This window comes from Nonomuraea sp. PA05 (assembly GCF_008086045.1).
Taxonomy (GTDB): domain Bacteria; phylum Actinomycetota; class Actinomycetes; order Streptosporangiales; family Streptosporangiaceae; genus Nonomuraea; species Nonomuraea monospora.
On the sequence record NZ_VSEY01000024.1, the window covers coordinates 80,299 to 102,917 of the forward strand.

At 72.7% G+C, this 22,619-nt stretch carries 19 protein-coding genes; 6 read left to right on the top strand and 13 right to left on the bottom strand.

Translation table 11 applies throughout. The features are described from left to right. The first annotated feature begins 106 nt into the window (after positions 1–106). Entirely contained in the window at positions 107–961 is an 855-nt protein-coding gene (locus FXF51_RS33785; RefSeq protein WP_148438761.1) for a phosphotransferase, read from the top strand. Positions 962–1,020: 59 nt separating this feature from the next. Continuing rightward, positions 1,021–1,284, top strand: a complete 264-nt coding sequence (locus FXF51_RS33790; RefSeq protein ID WP_148438762.1) for a zf-TFIIB domain-containing protein — start codon at positions 1,021–1,023, stop codon at positions 1,282–1,284. A 59-nt stretch (positions 1,285–1,343) separates the two neighbouring features. On the opposite strand, the gene FXF51_RS33795 is transcribed toward FXF51_RS33790, so the two are convergent. The 3 genes from FXF51_RS33795 to FXF51_RS33805 all read right to left on the bottom strand — a co-directional run bounded on the left by FXF51_RS33795 (position 1,344) and on the right by FXF51_RS33805 (position 4,753). After that, positions 1,344–2,330, bottom strand: a complete 987-nt coding sequence (locus FXF51_RS33795; protein ID WP_148438763.1) for a FecR domain-containing protein — start codon at positions 2,328–2,330, stop codon at positions 1,344–1,346. A 37-nt stretch (positions 2,331–2,367) separates the two neighbouring features. Then, positions 2,368–3,999 carry an ABC-F family ATP-binding cassette domain-containing protein gene (locus FXF51_RS33800; protein ID WP_148438764.1) on the bottom strand — a complete coding sequence of 544 codons (1,632 nt, stop codon included), beginning with the start codon at positions 3,997–3,999 and terminating at the stop codon, positions 2,368–2,370. A 232-nt stretch (positions 4,000–4,231) separates the two neighbouring features. Next, a complete protein-coding gene (locus tag FXF51_RS33805) occupies positions 4,232–4,753 on the bottom strand; it encodes a CGNR zinc finger domain-containing protein (RefSeq protein WP_148438765.1) in 522 nt (173 codons plus the stop codon). Positions 4,754–4,778: 25 nt separating this feature from the next. Between FXF51_RS33805 and FXF51_RS61110 the strand changes: the two genes are divergently transcribed. Both FXF51_RS61110 and FXF51_RS33810 read left to right on the top strand, forming a co-directional pair. Continuing rightward, positions 4,779–4,943 carry a hypothetical protein gene (locus FXF51_RS61110; RefSeq protein ID WP_187414711.1) on the top strand — a complete coding sequence of 55 codons (165 nt, stop codon included), beginning with the start codon at positions 4,779–4,781 and terminating at the stop codon, positions 4,941–4,943. A gap of 61 nt (positions 4,944–5,004) precedes the next feature. Continuing rightward, entirely contained in the window at positions 5,005–6,765 is a 1,761-nt protein-coding gene (locus FXF51_RS33810) for an AMP-dependent synthetase/ligase (protein WP_148438766.1), read from the top strand. Here the strand turns inward: FXF51_RS33810 and FXF51_RS33815 are convergent. After that, complete coding sequence (locus FXF51_RS33815) at positions 6,756–7,301, bottom strand: hypothetical protein (protein WP_148438767.1); 546 nt, start codon at positions 7,299–7,301, stop codon at positions 6,756–6,758. The two genes, FXF51_RS33810 and FXF51_RS33815, sit on opposite strands and share 10 nt — an antisense overlap. A 38-nt stretch (positions 7,302–7,339) precedes the next feature. On the opposite strand from FXF51_RS33815, the gene FXF51_RS33820 reads away from it, so the two are divergent. After that, a complete protein-coding gene (locus FXF51_RS33820; protein WP_148438768.1) occupies positions 7,340–7,741 on the top strand; it encodes an acyl-CoA thioesterase in 402 nt (133 codons plus the stop codon). Here FXF51_RS33820 and FXF51_RS33825 read toward each other — a convergent pair. From FXF51_RS33825 to meaB, 5 genes are all read right to left on the bottom strand, one after another. Next, positions 7,699–8,772 carry an acyltransferase family protein gene (locus FXF51_RS33825; RefSeq protein WP_262380019.1) on the bottom strand — a complete coding sequence of 358 codons (1,074 nt, stop codon included), beginning with the start codon at positions 8,770–8,772 and terminating at the stop codon, positions 7,699–7,701. The genes FXF51_RS33820 and FXF51_RS33825 overlap by 43 nt on opposite strands. Then, complete coding sequence (locus tag FXF51_RS33830; protein ID WP_148438770.1) at positions 8,769–9,389, bottom strand: TetR/AcrR family transcriptional regulator; 621 nt, start codon at positions 9,387–9,389, stop codon at positions 8,769–8,771. The genes FXF51_RS33825 and FXF51_RS33830 overlap by 4 nt, the downstream gene beginning before the upstream one ends. A gap of 50 nt (positions 9,390–9,439) precedes the next feature. Further along, the gene (locus FXF51_RS33835) at positions 9,440–10,375 is read right to left on the bottom strand and encodes an acyltransferase domain-containing protein (RefSeq protein ID WP_187414712.1); all 936 of its coding nucleotides are present in this window, start codon (positions 10,373–10,375) and stop codon (positions 9,440–9,442) included. A 4-nt stretch (positions 10,376–10,379) separates the two neighbouring features. Next, the gene (locus FXF51_RS33840; protein WP_148438771.1) at positions 10,380–12,728 is read right to left on the bottom strand and encodes a CehA/McbA family metallohydrolase; all 2,349 of its coding nucleotides are present in this window, start codon (positions 12,726–12,728) and stop codon (positions 10,380–10,382) included. A gap of 157 nt (positions 12,729–12,885) precedes the next feature. Beyond that, positions 12,886–13,845: a methylmalonyl Co-A mutase-associated GTPase MeaB gene (gene meaB / locus FXF51_RS33845; protein ID WP_148438772.1), complete on the bottom strand. Its 960-nt coding sequence runs from the start codon at positions 13,843–13,845 to the stop codon at positions 12,886–12,888. A gap of 111 nt (positions 13,846–13,956) precedes the next feature. Here meaB and FXF51_RS33850 point away from each other — a divergent pair, with 111 nt between their 5' ends. Continuing rightward, entirely contained in the window at positions 13,957–15,933 is a 1,977-nt protein-coding gene (locus FXF51_RS33850) for a serine/threonine-protein kinase (protein ID WP_148438773.1), read from the top strand. A 16-nt stretch (positions 15,934–15,949) separates the two neighbouring features. Here FXF51_RS33850 and scpA read toward each other — a convergent pair whose 3' ends face one another. The 4 genes from scpA to mtnA form a co-directional block, all read right to left on the bottom strand. After that, positions 15,950–18,091, bottom strand: coding sequence for a methylmalonyl-CoA mutase (gene scpA / locus FXF51_RS33855; protein ID WP_148438774.1), 2,142 nt, complete (start codon positions 18,089–18,091; stop codon positions 15,950–15,952). Further along, positions 18,088–19,836, bottom strand: a complete 1,749-nt coding sequence (locus FXF51_RS33860; protein ID WP_148438775.1) for a methylmalonyl-CoA mutase subunit beta — start codon at positions 19,834–19,836, stop codon at positions 18,088–18,090. The genes scpA and FXF51_RS33860 overlap by 4 nt, the downstream gene beginning before the upstream one ends. Before the next feature lie 105 nt (positions 19,837–19,941). Next, positions 19,942–21,582: a peptidoglycan-binding protein gene (locus FXF51_RS62910; protein WP_262380020.1), complete on the bottom strand. Its 1,641-nt coding sequence runs from the start codon at positions 21,580–21,582 to the stop codon at positions 19,942–19,944. Positions 21,583–21,661: 79 nt separating this feature from the next. Beyond that, positions 21,662–22,600, bottom strand: a complete 939-nt coding sequence (mtnA, locus tag FXF51_RS33875; RefSeq protein WP_148438776.1) for an S-methyl-5-thioribose-1-phosphate isomerase — start codon at positions 22,598–22,600, stop codon at positions 21,662–21,664. Positions 22,601–22,619: the final 19 nt, after the last annotated feature.

Here is a 22,619-nt window from a genome sequence, read left to right on the forward strand (position 1 = left end):
GCGGGGCCGGAACTCGCGGCGGTGATCGACCGTTTCATCCGGTCCTCCGTCGTCTGAAGGGGCCGGGCCGACGCCGGGCGGCACTCGCCCCGAATACCCTGTACGGGTGGGTCTTGAAGCGGAGCTGGCGGTCATCGCCTCGGCGTACGGCGGCACGGGCGAGCCGGTGTTACATCCGACGCGGACGGACGTCGTGGTGTTACGCATGGGCGAGGTCGTCGTCAAGGCCCATTCGGCGCGCGACGAGGCCGGGGAGCTGCGGCCGAGGTTGCGGGCCGCCGCGTCGGCCGCGGTGAGCGGGGTGATGCTGACCCCGCTGGAGCGTGAGGTGCTGTCGGCGGGCGGGCGGGCGGTGACGGTGTGGCCGGCGGGCCGGCCGGTGTCGCACGACGACCCCGGCTCCGCGCCGTGGGAGGAGGGCGCGAGGCTGCTGGCCAGGCTGCACGCGACCCCCCTCACGGTGGTGCCCGCGCTGCCGCCCGCCGGTGGGCCGGCGAGGGCGCTCAGGGCGGTGGGGAGGATGACCGGCGACGGGCCGGTGGAGCAGCTCGTGCGGCGGGCGTTCAAGGAGCTGCCCGAGCCGCCGCCGCTGCCCGCCCTGCTCACGCACGGCGACTGGCATCTGGGGCAGCTCGTGCACCGTGACCGGTGGCTGCTGATCGACGTGGACGATCTGGGCGTCGGCGATCCGGCGTGGGATCTGGCGAGGCCGGCCGCCTGGTACGCGGCCGGGCTGCTGGAACCGGCCGTGTGGGAGCGGTTCCTGGGCGCCTATCTGGCGTCCGGCGGTCCGGCGCTCGGGCAGGGCGACGACCCGTGGGAGCGGCTGGACCTGCCCGCCCGCGCGCTGACCGTCCAGCTCGCCGCCGTGGCCGTGGTGAACGCCGATGGCGAGGGACGGGAACTCGACGAGGTCGAGCACTCGTTAATCGAGTCGTGCAACAGAATCGTCCGAGCATGACGGGGGTTGCGCGCGGTAGGTTTCACCCTGAGACCTCGAAGTCAAGGAGAGCGACTTAGATGCAGTGCCCCAAGTGCCGCGGGAACATGCGGACCTATGAGCGCAACGGCGTGCACATCGAACAGTGCGACAACTGCCGTGGGATCTTCCTCGACTACGGTGAGCTGGAGACGCTGACCCGGATGGAGACGCAGTACCACGCGGCTCCCCCGCCTCCCCCTGCCGCCCCCGGCCCGGCCTGGGGCGCTCCGCACCACGGCGGCGGCCACTACGGCGGCCACCACCGTCAGCGCAGCTGGGTGGGCATGCTGTTCTCGACCTGATCTGACGAGGGCCGCGCACCGGCGGGGTGCGCGGCCTTCTCCGCTCATTCCGGCGGGGTTCAGCCCGGGAAGTCGTCCGGGTCCACGGGTGAGGTGCGGACGTTGCCGCCCGCGATGGAGTGCAGGGTGATCCGCCAGTCGTGCCAGAGGATCTGCGTGGCGGTGAACGTCGTCTTGAACTTCACGTTCTTCTCGAAGCGCTCGAAGCTGCAGTCGCGGGTGAACGCCTTGTTCTTGCCGTCCCAGTCGGCGCCGTGCGTGAAGTAGATCTTGTAGCTGCCGTCCCGCACGCCCCTGACCTTGAACTTCGCCTTCTTGCGCACGTAGACGCTGAACACCTTGCTCTTCCCCTTGACCACGGTGATCACCGCGTCGAGGCTCGAACCGTTGTCGATCTCCAGCGAGCTTCGCCCGTTCAGCGTGCTCTTGCGGATGAACGAGCCGTTGCGCAGCCGCCTGCTCTGCCGCTCCCCCGCCTTCACCGACACGACGTCGGCCGGGTAGTCGCCCGCGCTCTGCAGCTCCTTGCCGGCCTGGTCGAGCGCGTTCAGCTTGTCGCCGAGGTCGGCCAGCACGGCGGAGGACGTGCACAGGTCCCGCGCGCCGACCTTGTCGGTGGTGGCGCCCAGCTCGGTGGCGACGTCGCGCAGGCTGGTCACGTACGTCTCGTGCTGGGTGCGCACGGCCTCGGGCGGGGTGAGCGCGGCCAGCGCGTCGGCGGCGCCGCTCAGCTCCTCCTCGGCCCGCCCGACCCGCTGGTCCAGCGCCTTGACGCCGCGCGCGCCGGCCAGCCCGGTGATCGCGTCGGTCATCGCCTCGCGCCGGCTCTCCAGCTCTCCCTTGTACGCCTCCGGCGTCAGCGCGGCGGACGTCTGGCCGCCGCCGGTGCCTTCGCTCCCTGTCTGGGGCACGGCGCCGCCGCCGCCCGCGACGCCCGACACCGTGGACTCGCCACCGGCCGGGGACAGCGCGCCTGAGGAGCACGCGCCGAGGGTGGTGAGCGTCGCCAGTGCGAGAACGCTGGAGATCAACCGGGGTGTAGCCACCTGCCACACTATCGTCCGGTTGATCCCCAACCGTCAATTACGATTCGGTCAGTCCCTTCTCCCGATCCTGCCGCAGCCAGCGGGTGATCCCCAGCGTCTCCAGGAACGGCACGTCATGGCTGGCCACGATGAGCGCGCCCCGGTACGCCGACAGGGCCTGGGCGAGCTGGCGGACGCTGGCCAGGTCCAGGTTGTTGGTCGGCTCGTCGAGCAGGAGGAGCTGCGGCGGCGGCTCGGCCGACAGCAGCGCGGCGAGCGTCGCGCGGAAGCGCTCCCCGCCCGACAGCGTCCCGGCGGGCTGGTTGGCCCGGTCCCCGCGGAACAGGAAGCGGGCCAGCCCCGCCCGTACGTCGTTCACCGAGGCGGACGGCGCCACGGCGCGCACGTTGTCCAGCACGCTCAGCCTGTCGTCCAGCACGTCGAGGCGCTGGGGCAGCAGGCGGACGGGCACCTGGGCGCCGCCCTGCGCGACGATGCGTCCGAGCAGCGTGGTCTTGCCCGAGCCGTTGGGCCCGAGCAGCGCGATCCGCTCGGGACCGCGCACGACCAGCGTCTCCAGCACGATCCCCACGGCCTCGCACACGGCCTCGCACACGGCCTCGCACACGGCCTCCGCCGCCGCCCCCGGCGGGGGCTCCAGCGGGAGCGTGAGCACCGTGCGGCCCGCGGGCACCTCGGTGCCCGGGAGCTGGACGCGGATCTCCGCGTCGTCCCGCACCCCCTGCTCGGCCTCGGTGAGCCGCTCGCGCGCCTCCTCCAGCTTCTCCAGGTGCAGGGTGCGCTGCTTGCCCGCCGACACCTGGGCCTTCCCCTTGAGCGTGTTGGCGACGATCTTCGGCACCTTCTTGTTCTCGAACGCCTTCCTCCCGGTGCGCAGCCCCCGGTCGATCCTGGTCCTGGCCTCGACGAGCTCGCGCCGCTGCCGGCGCACCTCGCCCTGGGCGGTGCGCACCGACCGCTCGGCGGCCTCCTGCCCGGCGGCGACCTGCTCCTCGTACGCGCCGAGGTTGCCGCCGTACATGCGCACGGCGCCGTCGCGCAGCTCGGCGATCTGGTCCACCAGCTCCAGCAGCGCCCGGTCGTGGCTGACGACCAGGAGCACCCCCTGCCAGGCGGCGACGGCGGCGTAGAGCCGGCGGCGCGCGTCCAGGTCGAGATTGTTGGTGGGTTCGTCGAGCAGCAGCACGTCGGGCCGCTTCAGCAGCTGCGCGGCGAGCGCGACCATGACGGCCTCGCCGCCGGACAGCGTGCCGACGGTGCGGTCGAGGCCGAGGTGGCCGAGCCCGAGCCGGTCGAGCTCGGCGCGGGCGCGCTCCTCGACGTCCCAGTCGTCGCCGACGGCCGCGAAGTGCTCTTCCGCGACGTCGCCGCTCTCGATGGCGTGCAGCGCGGCCCGTGTGCGGCTGATCTCCAGGAGGTCCGACACGGTACGTCCGGCGCCGAGCGGCACGTTCTGCGGCAGGTAGCCGGCCACGCCGGAGACGGACACCGAGCCGGTGCGCGGCGTCAGTTCGCGGGCGATGATCCGGAGCAGGGTGGACTTGCCCGACCCGTTGACCCCGATGAGCCCGGTGCGTCCGGCGGGGAAGGCGGCGTCGAGCCCGTCGAGCACGGTGGTCCCGTCCGGCCAGGTGAAGGAGACGTGATCGACGACAATGGAAAAAGACATCAGGCGGCTCCCATCACGGAATTCGAAATTTCGTGACTTGGCGGGAAATCACCGCATGTACGCGCAACCCACGAAGTCCGTGGCAAGGAGGCGAGGATGGCCTCGAGGTCCAGGTGATGCGCGCATGCCCATGACAGGGCCGAACGGCGCGGTGCCCGCGACCTCAGATCCTCACGTCAGCTGCCCCCGGGGGTCGGCGATAAGACGTCCGGCAGTCTACGTGACGCGCCGATCACCTGACAAGGCGCCGGGCCCGATGCGCCGCCACGTTCACCCTGTTGGCGCAGCCCGGGGAGCAGAACCGGCGCCGCCCGTTGCGCGAGGTGTCCACGTAGACGGTCGCGCAGCCCTGCCTGCCGCACCGCCCCAGCCGGTCGCCCCCGGCGAACGACAGCGCCATGGCCAGCCCGCCCGCGGTGGTGTCGCGCGTCCTGGCCACGATGTCGGCGTCGACGGAGAAGAAGTGCAGGTGCGGCTCGCGTCCGTCGTGGGCGCTGACGTACGGCTTGGACGTGGTCAGGTCGAGCAGCGCGTTGACCAGCTTGATCTGCGTCTCCTGATCCTGCTCCCCGAACACCGGCGCCAGCCTGGCCGCCCACGCCCGCAACCGCACGGCCTGCCCGGCGGTCACGGCGGCGCGCACCATGCGGTGCTCGACCAGCATCGCCTCGACGGCCTCAGGGCTGAAGTCGGTGGCGTTGACCAGCGCCGCCGCGAGAGCCGCCCCGTTGCCGCCGTAAGCGTTGAAATGCATAAGGCCATTACATCAAGTTGGAGTCATGCACACCAGAGAGCCGCACGACCCCCTCGACCTGACCCTCGTCTCCTCCCACCGCACCTCCGAAGGGGTGGTGTCGTACCTGAGGTGCTCGTGCGGCGTCTGGGAGGTACGCACCGCGCTGCTGGTCGGAACCGCCACGCCGCGGGGGCACGATCGAAGATGACCATCGACTGGGACGGTGCCCGCGTCCTAGAGTCGGGGCCAACACCCCCAGGAGGTCAGGCATGTCCAGCATTCCCTCCCTGTTGCGCGACCGGATCGCCGCGACCCCCGACGCCGAGGCCTATCGTGTGCCTTCGGACGGCGGGTGGACCTCGCTGTCATGGCGGGAGGTGGGCGAACGGGTCCGCGGCCTGGCGCTGGCGCTGTCGGGCCTGGGCTCGGGCTCCGGCACCCGCGTGTCGATCCTCTGCTCGACCCGCCTCGAATGGATCGTCTGCGACCTGGCCGTGCTGGCGACGGGGGCGGCCACGACCACGATCTATCCGTCGAACACGGCCGCCGAGTCCGCCTACGTCATCACCGACTCGGGCAGCACGATCGTCATCGCCGAGAACGACGAGCAGGTGACCAAGCTCAGGTCCGTGCAGAAGGAGATCCCGGACGTCACGCATGTGATCGTCATCGACGGCGCCGCGAGCGACGACGGCTGGGTGATCACCCTCGACTCGCTGAGCGGCGGCGAGGCCACCGGCGACTACGACGCCATGGTGGACGCGATCGCCCAGGACGACCTGGCGACCCTCATCTACACCTCCGGCACCACCGGCCGCCCCAAGGGCGTCGAGCTGACCCACGACAACTGGCTCTACGCCGCCGGCGCGGTGCGCGAGCTCGACCTCATCTCCCCGGACGACCTGCACTTCCTGTGGCTGCCGCTGTCGCACTCGTTCGGCAAGCTGCTGGAGGTCGTGATGATCGGGATCGGCGTGCCGACCGCGATCGACGGCCGCCTCGACAAGATCGCCGACAACCTCGGCGAGGTCAGGCCGACCATCATGGCCGCCGCGCCGCGCATCTTCGAGAAGATCCACAACACGGTCGTGGCGAACATGCAGCGCGAGGGCGGCCTCAAGCTGCGCATCTTCGGCTGGGCCCGCAAGACCGGCCAGCGCGTCGTCAAGGCCAGGCAGCACGGCGCCGCCATCCCGGTGACCAGCCGCGCCGAGTACGCCCTGGCCGACCGGCTGGTCTTCGCCAAGCTGCGCGAGCGGTTCGGCGGCCGGATCCGCTTCTTCATCTCCGGCGCGGCCCCGCTCAACCAGGAGGTCGCCGAGTTCTTCGACGCCGCGGGCCTGACGATCCTCGAAGGGTACGGGCTGACGGAGTCGTCCGCGGGCAGCTTCCTCAACCGGCCCGAGTCGGTGCGGTTCGGCACGGTCGGCCCACCGCTGCCCGGCACCGAGGTGCGCATCGCCGACGACGGCGAGATCCTCATCGGCGGGCGCGGCATCATGCGCGGCTACCACGGGCTGCCCGGGGAGACGGCCGAGGCGCTGGACGACGGCTGGCTGCGCACGGGTGACATCGGCGAGGTGGACGAGGCCGGCCGGCTGCGCATCACCGACCGCAAGAAGGAGCTGATCAAGACCTCGGGCGGCAAGTACGTCGCGCCCACGTACCTGGAGGGCAGGATCAAGGCGGCCTGCCCGTTCGTCTCGCACGTGTTCGTGCACGGCGACCGGCGCAATTACGTCACCGCGCTGGTCACCCTCGACATGGACGTGGTCAAGCCGTGGGCGCAGGCCGAGTCGCTGCCCCTCGACCCGGAGGAGCTGCGCGAGCACCCGCGCATGCGCGCCGAGGTGGACAAGGCGATCAAGCAGGTCAACGCGGGCGAGGCCAGCTACGCCACGGTGAAGAAGTTCGCCATCCTGGCGGAGGACTTCTCGGTGGAGACGGGCGAGCTGACGGCCAGCCTCAAGATCAAGCGCAAGGCCGTGGAGGAGCGGCACGGCTCGACGCTCGACTCCTTCTACGACTGAGACGGCTGAGACGGCTGAGACGGCTGAGACGGCTGAGACGGCTGAGACGGCTGAGACGGCTGGCCGGTGTAGGCGGTCACGCTCACGGTGTGGCCGCCCGCCTCGATCGTCACGGTCGTCGGGCCCGTGGTGATCACGGCTCCCATCCACAGGGCCGGGGCGCCCGCGCAGCCGGTGAAGCGGTAGGAGGGCGTGCCGTCGGCCAGCGTGTAGGAGTTGTCCGCCCGGTACCGGGACTCGTCGAACAGCAGGGCCGTGCCCGGTGTCCTGGTCGCCAGCGTGACGTCCGCGCCGGGCGGCAGGCGTACGGCGAGTTTGAAGGTGCGGGCGCGGGCCCGCTCGGGCGCCGGGGAGAGGCGGTAGGCGGCCATCGCGGCCGGTCCCGCGGTGACGACGCGCGCCCCCATGCCCGCGTCGAAGTCGCGCTGGGCGGCGCCGGCGCAGCGGCGCTGCCCCGGAGGGTCGGCCGCCGCGACGGGCGGAGCCGCTGCGCAGGCCGACACGAGCAGCAGGGCGACCACTGGAGTCGTTCTCATGCCTGCGTTACACCGGCGGCACGCGTAGGGTTCCTGACGTGATCTCCCACTTACCGGTCCGTCCACGGCACTGCGACGCGCAGGCCATGATGCACGCGACCCGCTACTACGAGTACTTCGAGGACGCCTTCCTCGACTGGCTCGGCGCCAGGGGCGGCTACGGCAGGCTCCGGGAGGAGGGCGCCGACCTGGTGGTCAAGGTCAGCGGCTGCGAGCACCACGCCCCCGCCCGGCTGGGCGACGTGCTGGCGGTGGAGAGCGCGCCGGCCAGGGTCGGCGCCACCTCGCTCACGATGACGTTCACGATGCGGCGCGGGGAGGAGCTGGTGGCGGTCGGCACGGTCACGTACGTGTGCGTGCGCGACGGCCGCCCCTCCCCGCTGCCCGCGATGCTCGTTCAGAGCACCCGCTTGGCCCCCGGCAGCGACCGCACCAGGTAGGCCAGCCACCAGCACAGCGGCAGCGCGAGCACCAGCATGGCGGCGAACTTGACGATCGCGATCGTCTGCAGGCCGCTCAGCGCGAAGCCGAGGCCGACCAGGACGAGCGGGTGGATGATGTAGACGGTGAAGGCGTGCTCGGCGAGGAACCGGCCGCGCGGCCCCTGCGTGTTGTGCCGCTCCCTGAACCACACGGTGAAGCCGATGATCATGCCTACGGCGAACGCGGACTCCCAGGCGGCCGTCAGCGCCCCCGACAGCGCCCCGGTGGTGAACAGCGACGGCACCAGCAGCACCGGGGTGGCCACCGCGGCCAGGCCGAAGCCGAGCCCGGCGGCCCGCGCGGGCAGCGTCTCGAACCAGCCGCGCCTGAAGGCCACGCAGCCGAGCACGAACATGGCCACGTACTGGGGCAGGAAGCTCGGGGTCGGCAGCCCGATCACCGGCCAGTAGGTCCCGGTGGGCACCAGGAGCCGCCACAGGAACGTGACCGCCGCCAGCGCCACCGTGAACACCACGACCGAGCGCGCCGTGAGCGTGGCGGGGCGCTGGTCGAGCGGCGCGCGCAGGGCCCGCCAGCCCGTGTAGGCCAGCGCGAGGACGAGCAGCACCTCGACGAACCACATGGGACCCGGGTCCCAGGAGAGCAGGTAGTACTCCCAGAACGGCGTGTCACCGCGGCCCAGCACGCCCCCGATGCCGGCCAGCGGCCGCAGCAGCAGGAGGTAGACCAGCAGCGGGATGCCGAGCCGCACGAGCCGGTCGCGCACGAACAGGCGGGCGCCCTTGCGGTCGTGGGAGCCCGGGGTGAAGAAGCCGGACAGCAGGAAGAAGAACCCCATGAAGAACGCCTGGTCGGCGACGACCAGGACGTCGAGCACGATGCCCGTGGGGTCCTTGGCGGGCTCGACGTAGTACCACAGGGGGATGTTGCCGTAGGTGAGGGCGACGTGGTGCGTGACGACGAGCGCGGTTAACATCACGCGCAGGTTGTCGATGGCGTAGAGCCTCGTTCTGGTTTCCGCCTTCATGCGCGGCATGCCCTTTCGATGAGGTCGGCGAGCTCTTTCGCGTGCGCCTCGAGGTCGTGGTCGGGATGCGTGATCCAGTAGGCGAACATGCTGTCGACGGCCGACTGGTGGGTGACGGCCATGACGCGCAGGTCGAACGACCTGAACTCGCCGGTGCTCTGGCCGAGGCGGTAGATCGCCTCCAGCGCCTGGTAGAGCTCCTCGTTGGTGTGCATCCCGTAGCGGAGCCTGCCGTCGGAGGTCCTGAGGTTGGCGAAGATCTCCCCCAGTGCCTTGTTCTGGCTGCGGTGGCCGCGCATGTGCTCGGCGACGGCCGTGATCTGCGTCCTGAGCAGCTCGGTGGCGGTCGTGAGCCCCTCCATCTTGGCCATCACGGCCTCGATGATCGCCCCGTAGGTGTGCTCGACCACCTGCTCCATCAGCTCGTCCTTGCCGGCGAAGTGATAGGAGATGACGCCCTTGCTGATGCCCGCGTGCTGCGCGATGCGCGCCAGGGACGCCTGGGCGAAGCCGACCTCGGCGATGACCTCGATGGTGGACGCCATGATCTGCGCCCGCCTGGCCTCCTCGATGAACGAGCGCCCTTTCTGGCCGACTGGCTCATTTTCTGACCGCATGGCCAAAATCTAGCACATGCGGATGCCGAGTTGGCCGGGCGGCCAGATTCTCAGAAGGGCAGCCAGCCGACGCGGCCGTACCAGGTGCCGCCGGAGGCCAGGTGATCGGCGATCGCGCGCTCCAGCCGCGTGCGCCGGGGCAGCGCGTCCGGGTCATGCTCGCCGTACACGAAGCCCAGCACGTCGCCGTCGTCGAAGCGCTCCAGCAGGCGGAAGCGCCGCTGGAAGGCGAGGATGTTGGAGTCCGCAGGCAGGTACGCGCGCAACTGGTCGTCCAGCAGCCACGACCCGCACGTCATCACCCTGACCCGCTCGCCGGGGAAGTGCCGCGGGAAGAACTGCCTGGCCAGCGCGAACGACGCGTCGCAGGCCGCCGGCGACAGCGGCCCCAGGAAGTCCGGGACGTGCACCCCCAGCGACGGCGACCCCGGCCCCGCCGGCGCCCCCGACGCCCGGACCGCCTCGCCCACGCTCCCGCCCAGCGTGTCGCGGTTGAACTGGAGCCGCCCCAGCGCGTACAGGACGCCCCTGGCGTGCAGCATCAGCCAGTACGGCGCGTGCAGCCCGCCACGGCCGTACCGCTTGCGGTGCACGGCCATGGAGCGGCCCACGTCGGCGAGGGTCGCCTGCGACACCTGCGGCGCGATGCCCAGCTCCCGGTGGTAGGCCAGGGTGTGCGGAAGCGCGCCGAGGAAGACGTAGGCGTAGAAGTACGGCCCCAGCTCCGGCAGCGGCGGGAAGAACGGCGGGCCGTCCAGGCTGCCCATCGCCGACACCAGCGAGCGCACGCACCGCTCGGCCAGCCACCACTGCCCGCCGCCCGGCTCGGGCCGGGCGGCGACGACCGGGCCGACGTCCTCGTGCGGCACTGTGAGGCGCAGCAGCTCCGTCGTCGGGTCGGCGGGCAGGACGAGGTCGGGACCGTCGACGGACTCCAGGTGGGCGAGCCACGCGGGATGGGCGCTCAGCACGGCCTTGACGTCCATCCGCTCAGCCTAGCCGTCCGAGGTAGACGGCCCTGGCCTGCTGCAGCAGCGACATGTGGTCGCCGAACTGGTAAGGGCTGGCCAGGCGGCCGTGCTGCCTGATGAGGTTCTCCAGGCCGTCCAGCCACTCCAGGCACCAGCGCACGTCCTCCTGCCTGGCGACCTGCCTGCCGTCCACGTCCACGTACACGGGACTGGTCAGGGCGTAGCCGGTCGCGGTGAGCGTGCGCGGGTGCGGGTCGCACAGGACCTCCGCCACCACGTACGTGGGCGCGTCCACGCGCAGCTCGGCCGTCACCGTCAGGAGGTCCTCGCCCCGGCCGTGACCGTCGGCGGGCAGCCGCTCGGCCCCCGCCCGCACGCCCTCGGCGGTGCGGATGCGCACGGCCGCCACCTCCGGGCCGATGGCGGTGGCCGTGACGCTGACGCGCTCCCCCGGCCGCGCGTGCAGCACGTGCCCGGGGCCGTGGCCGTTCACCGACAGCTCCAGCCAAGGGCCGGTCGTGGCGAACGTGCGGCCCGCGCGCACGGCCGAGGCGAACGAGCGGGCGGTCAGCTCGCCCTCGACCTTGGCGTAGACGCGGGCCCAGCCGGGCGGGTTCGACTGGTTGTCGGAGCGGGTGAAGGAGATCATCGCGTCCGTGCCCGCCGTCACCGCCAGCCGGTTGCCCGCCCCCAGCAGGCGGCGGTAGACCGACGCCGTGGCCGGGATCGAGGCGTGGGTGAGCACGTCCAGGCTGTCCACCAGGCCGAGCGCGGCGTCGGCGACCAGCTCGCGGGCGGCGCAGTTGCGCGGCACCGGCGAGACGATGCCCTGGGGCGGGTCGCCGTCGCCGATCGGCGTGCGGAAGGGGTGGCTGTAGCCGACGAGCGCGCCGAGGCCGCGCAGCTCGCGCAGCCCGTCGGCGTTGGGCGGCCAGTCGGCGTCGCCGTCGAAGCCGGTGTGGTAGCGGCCGGGGGCCGAGCGGGGCGCGAAGGCGTAGATGTGGCCGAGCAGGTCGTTGCGGTACTCGACGCCCATCCTGGCCAGGTGCGTGCCGTCCGACCAGGGCAGGTCGCGGCCCGTCCAGTGCTCCAGCGCCTCCCTGTCGTACACGCGGCGGCCCGAGACGTTGCCCGCCAGCAGGTTGAGCACGTGCAGGTCCTCGCCGTGCTGGGCGGCGGCCGCGTCGGCGGGCACGGCCACCAGGTCGCCCGCCCAGTTGAGGTGCACGTGCAGGTCGCCGCCGTACCAGCCGCGGGCGGCCGCGTCGTACAGGCGGGCCGGGGCGAGCTCGATCAGGTGCTCGGCGCCGGGATGCGGCACCAGCCTGGTCCTGGCCTCGTCGTACTCCATGCCGCGCGCGGCCGTGACCGTCAGGTCCAGGCAGGGGACCTCCAGGCGCAGGTCGTCGCCGTGGAAGTACGGGCGGCCGTGGTAGTCGTAGCGGTGCGGGACGTCGGGCGGGAACCAGCCGCTGCCGTCGCCCGCCACCACGCTCCACCGGCACGGCATGCCGGCCACCAGGCGCAGCGTGGCCGACGGGATGGGGCGCAGCAGCGTGTCCAGGCGGACGCGGACGCCGTCGACGATGACCATGCTGTCCTCGTCCACCTCGACCAGCCAGGCGCCGTGCGGGGGGAGCAGGCGTTGCGCGTCGTCCACGCTGACCAGGCAGGGGGTGTCCCGGCTGGAGTCGATGAGCAGCGAGATGCGCTCCTCACCGCGGCCGGGGAGCGGCGCGGGGGGCATGAGCTCCTCCCGCACGAACGGCGGAGCGGGCGGGGCGGGCGCGGGCTCTTGCCTGGGGAAGGATGCGATGCCCTCGCCGGGAAGCGATGCGATGCCCTCGCGGGAAAGCGGTGCGGCGCCTTCACCGGGGAGGGGTGCGGCGGCTCCGCCCTGTTCGGCGGTGTGCGCGCCGCCCGGCAGCACGACGAACGGCGCGCTGCCGCTCCAGCGCCTGGGCCCGCCGCCGCCCCGGTGCGGCCCCTTCGTGGGCGGCTCGGAGGGCAGCAGCACCGTGCGCGGCGCCCCCTGCAGCGCGACGCCCTCCGGCTCGATGCGCACGGCGACGAGGTGACCGGGCAGCTCGCCGTCGAGGGTGTCGCGCAGCACGCGGTCGTAGTCGGGCTCGGCCAGCCGGGCGGCCATCTGGTCGCTCGGTTCGTCCGGATGCTCCTCGGCCACCGCCTCCATGACGAGCTGCCAGAACCGGTCGAACAACGCGGGCGGCAGCACCCTGCGCCTGGCGAAGAACTTCACGTAGTGGATCTCCGGCTCCCCCCAGGTGATCCCGTGGTCGTCCAGGAGTTGCCCGTACTCCTCAAGCGCCTGCGTCACCCTGCCGGGCAGCATCGATTCCGCACTCATATGAGCCCCTCCCCAGTCGGTTGCGCGACATCGTGACACGCATCACGCGACCGCTCGGTCCGGCGGCCCTCCCGGGAGGGGGGATTCCTCACCCCCGGGGGATGTATCTCCACCCGGGGAGTACCGATGCCGCTTACCGGAGGGGGCTCAACCTAGGTCAAAGCCTCTTGAACACCGACAAAACTTTTTCCGCGGCGAGGGCCGGCGTGAGCTCCCCCGCGAGCACCGCGCGCTCGACCTCATCGGTGATCGCCGCCACCTCCGGGTCGTCGCGCAGCTCCGCCAGGAGCCGGTCCTGGACCAGCGTCCACGTCCAGCGCACCTGCTGGCGGCGGCGCCTGGCCGCCAGGTCGATCGACTCCTGGTGGGACAGCACGCGCCGCCACAGCTCGTCCAGGCCGTCGCCGCTGAGCCCGCTGCAGGTCAGCACGGGCGGCGGGGCCGTGTCGGAGCGCAGCAGCCGCAGCGCGCCCGCCAGCTCGCGGGCCGCCTTCCTGGCCGGCAGCTCGTACTCGCCGTCCGCCTTGTTGACGGCGACCACGTCCGCCAGCTCCAGCACCCCCTTCTTGATGCCCTGGAGCTGGTCGCCGGTGCGGGCCAGCGTGAGCAGCAGGAACGTGTCCACCATGTCGGCCACCGCCGTCTCCGACTGACCCACGCCGACCGTCTCCACCAGCACCACGTCGAAGCCCGCCGCCTCCACCACCACCATGGCCTCCCTGGTGGCCTTGGCGACGCCGCCGAGCGTCCCCGAGGTCGGCGAGGGGCGGATGAACGCGGCCGGATCGACGGCCAGCCGCGCCATGCGGGTCTTGTCGCCGAGGATGCTGCCGCCCGTCCTGGTCGAGGAGGGGTCCACGGCCAGCACCGCCACCCGGTGCCCGGCCGCCGTCAGGAGCGTGCCCAGCGCGTCGATGAACGTGGACTTCCCCACCCCCGGCACGCCCGAGACACCGACCCTGCGAGCCTGTCCGGACAGCGGGGTGAGCTCGACCAGGAGCCGCTGCGCGAGCGCGTGGTGGTCGGGTCTGGTCGACTCGACCAGCGTGATCGCGCGGGCGATCCAGGTACGGGAGCCCGCCCGTACACCACGGGCGTAGTCCTCCAGCGAGTGCACCCCACAAACCCCTTTCTTCGCAGTTGATCAGCCTAACTTCTGACAAGTCTTGACTTTTGCCAGTAGGGTGCTCGATGTTCTGTCTCAGCCGTCACAGGAGTCACTCCCCTCATGCCCAACGTCGAACCCCTCCGCGAGGGCGACCCGGCAGCGGTGGGGCCCTACCGGCTGGTCGGGCGGCTCGGCGCGGGCGGCCACGGTGTCGTCTACCTCGGCCAGGCACGCAACGGAACCCCCGTCGCCGTCAAGGTGCTGCGCGAGGGGCTCGCCGTGGGCGAACGCCTGGTCAAGGACATCGCCGCCGCGCGCAACGTCGAGCCGTTCTGCCTCGCGCAGGTGCTCGACGCCTCGACCAGCGGCAGGCCGTACATCGTGTCCGAGTACGTGGACGGGCCCTCGCTCCAGCAGGCGGGCCGGCGCGGCAAGGCGGAGCTGCAGCGGCTCGCCGTGGCGACCGCCACCGCGCTCGACGCGATCCACCAGGCCGGCGTCGTCCACGGCGACTTCACGCCCGCCAACGTCCTGCTCGGCGCCGACGGGGCCCGGGTCGTGGACTTCGGCATCGCGGCGGCGCTCGGCTCGGGCATGAAGGCGACCAGCAACATCGTCGGGACGCCTGCGTACATGGCGCCCGAACAGCTCGCGGGGCAGCCCGTGGGGGCGGCGGCGGACGTGTTCTCCTGGGCGTCCGTGCTGGTGTTCGCCGCGACCGGCGTGCCGCCGTTCGGGGACGACTCGCTGCCCGCGGTGATCAACCGCATCCTGCGCGAGGAGCCGGTGCTCGGGGATCTGGGACGGCCGTTGCGCGAGGTCGTCGCGGTGTGCCTGGCCAAGGAGCCGGGGGCTCGGCCGTCGATGCGTGATGTGCTGCTGCGGCTGGCGGCGCCGTCCCGGCAGACCTCGGCGCCGTACGCGGCCCCGGCCCCTGCTCCGGCTCCCGGGCCTGGTGCGGCGGCCCGTTCCTCCGACGCGGACGACGCCTGGCAGGACACCGTCGATCATCCGCCCGTCCGGCCCCCGGCGGCCGGCGGGGCGAGCGAGCCGTTGCGCAGGCGCGGGCCCCTCCAGGCGCACGAGCAAGCGCGCCACCCGCACGAGCACGCGCAAGGGCACGCGCAAGGGCACGCGCAGGGGCAGGCGCAAGGGCAGGCGCAAGGGCACGCGCAGGGGCACGAGCGCACGGGCGGCGCCGCTCAGACGCACGAGCACCCTCGCGACCTCGGCCTGGGGCGCGGCTTCGCCACTCAGCACGGGGCGGGTCCCGCGCAGGACGGCCCCGGCCCGGCGACCTCGCCGTTGCAGGCGCTGTTCGACCTCTCCTCGCCCGTCGAGCAGCCCACCGCCACGCACGACCGGCCGGGCCCGCCCACGGCGCAGGCCCCTGAGCCGTTCGGCGCGCCGGCCGCGTTCGACGACCCGGCGACGGCGCAGTACCCCTCCGCGGGCGAGCCGCCGCCCCCTCCCGGCGACGAGCCCCCGGCGCCCCGGCCGCGCAAGGGCCGCACGCTCAAGAAGGCAGCCATCGCGGCCGTCTCCGGCGTGTGCGTGTGCGCCCTGGCCGGCGCCATCGTCTGGCTCACCCCCACCACCCCCACTCCCAAGACCAAGAACGTCGCCGTCACCACCGGCGCCCCCACGACGTCCGCCGCCACGTCCGCCCCCTCGCCCCGGCGCACCCGTACGACCAGGCCGACCCCGCAGACGGAGGGCACCCCCAGCACCGTCCCGAGCGACGGCGAGGGCGTCTCCGGCACCCCGTCGCCGGCGGCGGACCGGCTCAGGGTGATGTACGTCCGCCCCGGCGGCACCCTGAACGGCGAGTGCTGGGCGGGCGGCGAGGTGACGCTCCAGGCGCTGGTCCGCCGCACGGGCGCCCCGGTGACGTTCACCTACACCTGGCTGATCGACGGCGCCGTCGCGGGCCGCGCGACGGCCACCGTCACCGAGGACGGCCAGCGGTACCTCACCGCGCCCCGGACCCTGACGAGCACCGGCGGGACCCACTCCGTCACCCTGCGCATCACCGCCCCCGTGCCCGCCAAGCGGACGATCTCGGTCACGATGTGCGACGAGGCGACGGCCTACTGACGGCCCCGGCCATCCCTCATCGGCGGTTCTTGAGCTGCTCCAGCAGGTCGAGGGCGGCGTCCGCGATCACGGTGCCCGGCGGGAAGATCGCGGCGGCGCCCGCGGCGCGCAGCTCGTCGTGATCGCCGGGCGGGATCACCCCGCCCACCACGATCATGATGTCTGGGGCGTCCAGCCCGGCCAGCGCCTCCCGCAGCGCGGGCACCAGCGTGAGGTGCCCGGCGGCGAGCGACGAGACGCCCACGATGTGCACGTCGGCCTCGACCGCCTGCCTGGCGACCTCCTCGGGCGTCTGGAACAGGGGGCCGACGTCCACGTCGAACCCCAGGTCGGCGAACGCGGTGGCGATCACCTTCTGGCCGCGGTCGTGCCCGTCCTGCCCCATCTTGGCGACCAGGATGCGCGGCCGGCGCCCCTCGTCCCGTTCGAAGCCGGCGCAGGCCGCGCGGACCCGCTCGATGTTGCCCGCCGGCCCGGACTCGTCGCGGTACACGCCAGTGATGGTACGCACCTGCTCGGCGTGCCGGCCGAACACCCGCTCCAGCGCGTCGGAGATCTCGCCGACGGTGGCCTTGGCGCGGGCGGCGTCCACGGCCAGCTTGAGCAGGTTGTGCTCCAGGCCGGGCGCGGGGTGGCCGGCGGCCTTGGTGAGCGCGTCGAGGGCGAGCCGGACGGCCTCGGGGTCGCGTTCGGCACGCAGGCGGGCCAGCTTGTCGAGCTGCTGGGCGCGTACGGCGCTGTTGTCGACCTTCAGCACCTCGATGTCCTCGTCGGCGTTCGCGCGGTACTTGTTGACGCCGATGACCGGCTGGCGGCCGGAGTCGATGCGGGCCTGCGTGCGCGCGGCGGCCTCCTCGATGCGCAGCTTGGGCAGCCCCGCCTCGATCGCCTTGGCCATGCCGCCGGCGGCCTCGACCTCCTCGATGTGCGTCCAGGCGCGTTCGGCCAGGTCGTGGGTGAGCCGCTCGACGTAGTAGGAGCCGCCCCACGGGTCGATGACCTGCGTGGTGCCCGACTCCTGCTGGAGCAGGAGCTGGGTGTTGCGGGCGATGCGGGCGGAGAAGTCGGTGGGCAGCGCGAGGGCCTCGTCCAGGGCGTTGGTGTGCAGCGACTGGGTGTGGCCCTGGGTGGCCGCCATGGCCTCGACGCAGGTGCGGGCGACGTTGTTGTAGACGTCCTGCGCGGTCAGTGACCAGCCGGACGTCTGGCTGTGCGTACGCAGGCTGAGCGACTTCGGGTTCTTCGCGCCGAACGCCGAGACGAGCTTGGCCCACAGCAGCCGGGCGGCGCGGAGCTTGGCGACCTCCATGAAGAAGTTCATGCCGATGCACCAGAAGAACGACAGGCGCGGCGCGAACCGGTCGACGTCCATGCCCGCCGCGACGCCCGCCCGCAGGTACTCGACGCCGTCGGCGAGCGTGTAGGCCAGCTCCAGGTCGCAGGTCGCGCCGGCCTCCTGGATGTGGTAGCCGGAGATGCTGATGGAGTTGAACTTCGGCATCTTCTCGCTGGTGTACGCGAAGATGTCGGAGATGATCCGCATCGACGGGCCAGGCGGGTAGATGTAGGTGTTGCGGACCATGAACTCCTTGAGGATGTCGTTCTGGATGGTCCCGGAAAGCTGCTCCGGCGCGACGCCCTGCTCCTCGGCCGCCACGATGTAGAGGGCGAGGATGGGCAGGACGGCGCCGTTCATGGTCATCGACACCGACATGCGGTCCAGCGGGATGCCGTCGAAGAGCTGCCGCATGTCGTAGATCGAGTCGATCGCCACCCCGGCCATGCCCACGTCACCGGCGACCCGCGGATGGTCGGAGTCGTAACCGCGGTGGGTGGCCAGGTCGAACGCCACCGACAGGCCCTTCTGCCCGGCGGCCAGGTTACGGCGGTAGAAGGCGTTGGAGTCCTCGGCCGTGGAGAAACCCGCGTACTGGCGGATCGTCCAGGGCTGGTTGACGTACATGGTGGGGTACGGGCCGCGCAGGTAGGGCGCGGCACCGGGGTAGGTGCGCAGGAAGTCGAGGCCGTCCAGGTCTGCGGCCGTGTAGAGGGGCTTGACCGCGATGCCTTCCGGCGTCTCCCACGGCTCGCCCGCCGGTTCTGGGCCCTCCTGCGAACGTAGGGGGTCGAGCGGGATGCCGGAGAAGTCCGGGATCATCGGGTCACCTCCAGGTCGTCGAACGTCTCGCTGAGCACGGCCAGCACGTCGCAACCGGCGTGCAGGTTGGCGTCCACGCCTTCGTACCGTCCCCTACCCGCCAGCCACACCTTTCTCGCGCCCGCCCTGTGCAGGGCGGCGGCCACGGCGGTGGCGTGCTGGTCGTACAGCTTGTCGCTGGAGCACAGGCAGGCCACGGCGGCGCCGCTGACGGCGAACGCGGTCGCGATCTGCTCGGGGTCCGTGCCGGGGCCGGCCGTCTCGGTGGCCAGGCCGCCCGCCTGGAACAGGTTCGCGGCGAACGCGGCTCTGGCGGTGTGGGCGGCCAGGGGGCCGATCGTGGCGAGGAACACCTTGGGGCGGTCGGGCCGGGCGTCGGCCAGGGCGCGCAGGCGTTCGAACGGCTCGGCGTACCGCACCGAGGGCAACGCGCTCGCCTGCGCCGTATCAGGACCGGCCGGGGCGGGGCGGCTGCGCAGGGGCTTCTCGTTGACGTCGGGGTACTCGCTGACCCCGGTGATGGGCAGGCGGCGGCGGGCGATGTCGTCGGCGCGGCGGGCCCGCGTGGCGGCGATCCGCCCGGACACCAGGTCGCCGGCCGCCACGATCCCGCCGGCCGCCTCGATCTCCTGGAAGAACGCCCAGGCGGCTTGCGCGAGGTCGGCGGTGCGGCGCTCCACGTACCAGGAGCCGCCCGCCGGGTCGATCACCCGCCCCAGCCCCGACTCCTCCAGCAGCAGCGACTGGGTGTTGCGGGCGATGCGGCGGGAGAAGGCGTCCGGCAGCCCGAGGCAGGCGTCGAACGGCTGCACGGTGACCGCCTCCGCCCCGCCCACCCCGGCGGCGAAGCAGGCGACGGTGGTGCGGAGCATGTTCACGTACGGGTCGCGGGAGGTCATCATGGCGGAGCTGGTGACGGCGTGCTGCCGCTGGCCGCCCGCGCCAGGGGCGCCGCACGCCTCGGCGACCCTGGCCCACAGGCGGCGCGCGGCCCGCAGCTTGGCGATGGTGGCGAACTGGTCGGCGGTGGCGGCGTACCGGAATTCGAGCTGCCCGAGCGCCTGCTCCACGGACAGCCCGCCACCGGTGAGGGCGCGCAGCTCGGCGACGCCCAGGGCGGTCGAGCAGGCCAGCTCCTCGGCGTCGCTGCCGCCCGCGTCGTGGTACGGCGTCGCGTCCACGGTGACGGCGCGCAGCCCGGGGTGCCCGGCGGCGCAGCGCAGGGCCAGCTCGACGCCGCCGGTCCCGAGCACGGCGGAGGCCCCGAGGTTGCCGCTCGGCCCGTTCCCGTCGCCCGCGAGGGCGAACAGGGCCCCGGCGGCCTCCAGGGTGCGCTCCCCCGCCTCCAGCACGATCGGCGCCAGGTCCAGGTAGACGTCCTTGAGCACCGCGCCCAGCTCGCCCACCGGGATCGCGCCGTCGCCGACCACCAGCCAGAGCGAGGTGACCCCGTTCTCCAGATCGGCGAGCACGGCCTCGGGGTCGGCCACGGCGTGCCGCTGCCGCACGTCCCACCCGGCGACGGCGCGAGCACCGCGCACGTAGGGGGCGGCGCCGGGCGACCCGGGATCGCCTGGCAGGTCGTCGGCGTCGTAGAGCGGCGCGACGGTCACCCCGTCGTAGGTCCGCCGCGACAGCACCTCCTCAGGCGCCCCGCCCTCGGCTCCGGACTTGCGCAGCACCTCCGCCGCCAGCGCGCGCCAGTCGTCTCGTGAGATGGACGCGAACCCCGCTGCCAGTTCCATGGTTCGGATAGTAGGCGGAACGGCGGCGCACCAGTAACCCCGGGGCCGCCCGACATGATCGCGCCGGGATCGCGCCGTGACCCGCCCGCCACCCCGGGCGACGTGTCAGGTGAGGGGCGCCTCCCAGGACAGCCGCCACGTGACCGGCCCGACGATCCCGTCGGCGGGCACGTTCTGCTCCCGCTGGAACCGCAGGCACACGTTGCGCGACTCGGCCCCGTAGGCTCCGTCCACGTCCAGCGTGTAGCCGCGTTTCTTCATCTGCCCCTGCCACGCGCGCACGTCCGGGCCCCGCATGACCGGCGGGTACTTCAGCAGCCGTCCGGGGAACGGCGGCGCGGCGGGCGGTTCCGGGGTGCCGTTGTCGCCGCCCGGGCGGGGCGCGCCGCGTTTGACCCAGGCGTAGAGGGGCTCGCCGGGACAGTCGGTGGAGTAGCCGTCGCGGTGGCCCTTGATCTCCTTGCCCGCGCGGCCGTAGTCCTTCACGTACTGGACGGCGTCGAGGATGCCGTGCAGGATCCCGTCGGGCGGCTCGACGAGGCCGCTGTTGCCGACCAGCCCGAGCACCGCGTAGTGGCCGGCGTTGAGCCCTGAGCCGTTGGCGGCGGGCAGGTGGTGGAGGCCGCGTCCTTCGAACACCGTCCGGTGCGGGCAGCAGACGTAGGAGTTGCCCGTGAAGTAGACGGTCCCGGCCCTGCGAGCCAGCCAGCTCTGGTTCTCGGTGCGGGGGCACCAGATCTCGCCGTGGTACAGCTCGCGCGTGATGCTGAAGCGCCCCCGCCGGTGCGGGGCGAAGGACTGCTGCCGCCCGACGCGCACCTGCCACCCGCCGCCCGGCGCTTTCTCCCGCAAGGACGCCGGCGCGCCCGTCAGCAGCACGGCGAACATGAACGCCTCGGCGGCGGCCCGGTCTTCCAGCGTCAGGTGGTTCCTCGTGCCGAACGAAGCCTCCATGAACAACGCGAGCTGCGCCCTGGTGAGGGAGAGCAGAAAGTCGTGGCTGGGCACGCCGCCGGGCGCCACCTCGCTCAGCCGTCGCCCGGCGTCCGCCGGCAGGTGGAATCCGTCCGAGGTCTCCCGCCAGCCGGGCCCGACGGCTGACGTGAGCGCCGCACGCATTCTGGCCACACCGATGGAGTCCTTCCGCCCGCCCGTGGCGAGCCAGGCGACGACCTCCACGACGGCGTCGGACCACTTCGCCTCACCGGGCAGATCCGCGCACGGCGCCGCCAGCGCGACCCGGTCCGCGTGCCCCATCGTCTCCGTGGTCACCCACAACCGCTCGGAGTCCGCGCCCGCGCGCCGCCGCTCGACGGGCCAGCGGTGCTGAGGGGTGGTCAGCGAGGAGTGGCCTGCGCCTTCCATGCGCACCATCTCCCGGGGACGGGCGGGGAAGACGCACACCTCCAGCACGGGCTGCCACTGCGACATGCCGGTCCCGTGGTCAAGGGTGAGCACCAGGTCGCCGGCGCGCAGGCGCGTGTAGGACGTCCAGCCCCGCCGCGTCAGGATCTCGGTCTCCTCGTCCGCGCAGTAGCCGATGTCGATCCAGCCGTTGCCGTCCATGTGGTAACCCTGGATGGAGCGGACCATGGCGACGCATTGGTCGTGGTCCGCCACGATGCCGGGCGAGACCAGACCGCCCGTGTAGTGGACTTTGACTCCCTTGGTGGAGTCGAGCTGTGTGTAGTCGCCGCGCGGCGGGCGTGCCAGCCAGTCGCGCCGCATGACCAGGTCGATGGCCACGGTGCTCTCCGGGGGTCGAGAACATGATGACCGAGCGTAACCCGATCGATGCGGCGCGGTCCTCGTGATCCGCTATTTGCTACGGCCTGATCACCCGCTGTTCCGTCACGATGGCGCTGATCAGGTCGTGCGGGGTGACGTCGAACGCCGGGTTGAGCGCCCGCGTGCCCTCCGGGGCGACCCGCACGCCCCTGACGTTGACGATCTCCTCGTCGCCGCGGTCCTCGATCTCGATGTGGTCGCCGGACGGGGTGCCGGGGTCGATGGTGGACTCGGGCGCGACGACCACGAACGGCACCCCGGCCCGTTCCGCGCCGAGGGCGAGCGCGTACGAGCCGATCTTGTTGGCGGTGTCGCCGTTGGCGGCGATGCGGTCGGCGCCGATGAGCACCGCGTCCACCTCGCCCCTGGCCAGCAGGTACGGCCCGGCGGAGTCGGCGATGAGCCGGTGCGGCGCGCCCATCCTGGCCAGCTCCCAGGTCGTGAGCCTGGCGCCCTGGAGCAGGGGCCGGGTCTCCAGCGCGAGCACCTCGGCCAGCCGCCCGCGCTCGTGCAGGGTCTGGACGACGCCGAGCGCGGTGCCGCGTTCGACGGCGGCCAGGCCGCCTGTGTTGCACACGGTCATGATCCGCAGGCGGTCGCCTTCGAGCAGGCCGGCGCCGCGTTCGCCCATGGCACGGCAGGCGGCGAGGTCGTCGTCGCGGACCTTCAGCGCCGCGGCGAGCACGGCTTCGCGGCCTTCCGCCAGGCGGGCGGCGGCCCGGTCGACGCCCCAGGCGAGATTGACGGCGGTGGGGCGGGCGGCGCGCAGCGCGGCGATCTGGGCGCTGTCGCCGTCGGCCAGCACGACGCCGAGCGCTCCCGCCACCCCGAGCGCCGGCGCGCCGCGCACGGCCAGCCGCTGGATGGCCTCCACCAGCTCGGCGACGGTGTGGATGCGCAGCATGACCAGCTTGTCGGGGAGCAGGGTCTGGTCGACGAGCTCGACGGCGTCATCGACCCAGTCAATGGTCCTCACACGCAAACGCTAACTTAAT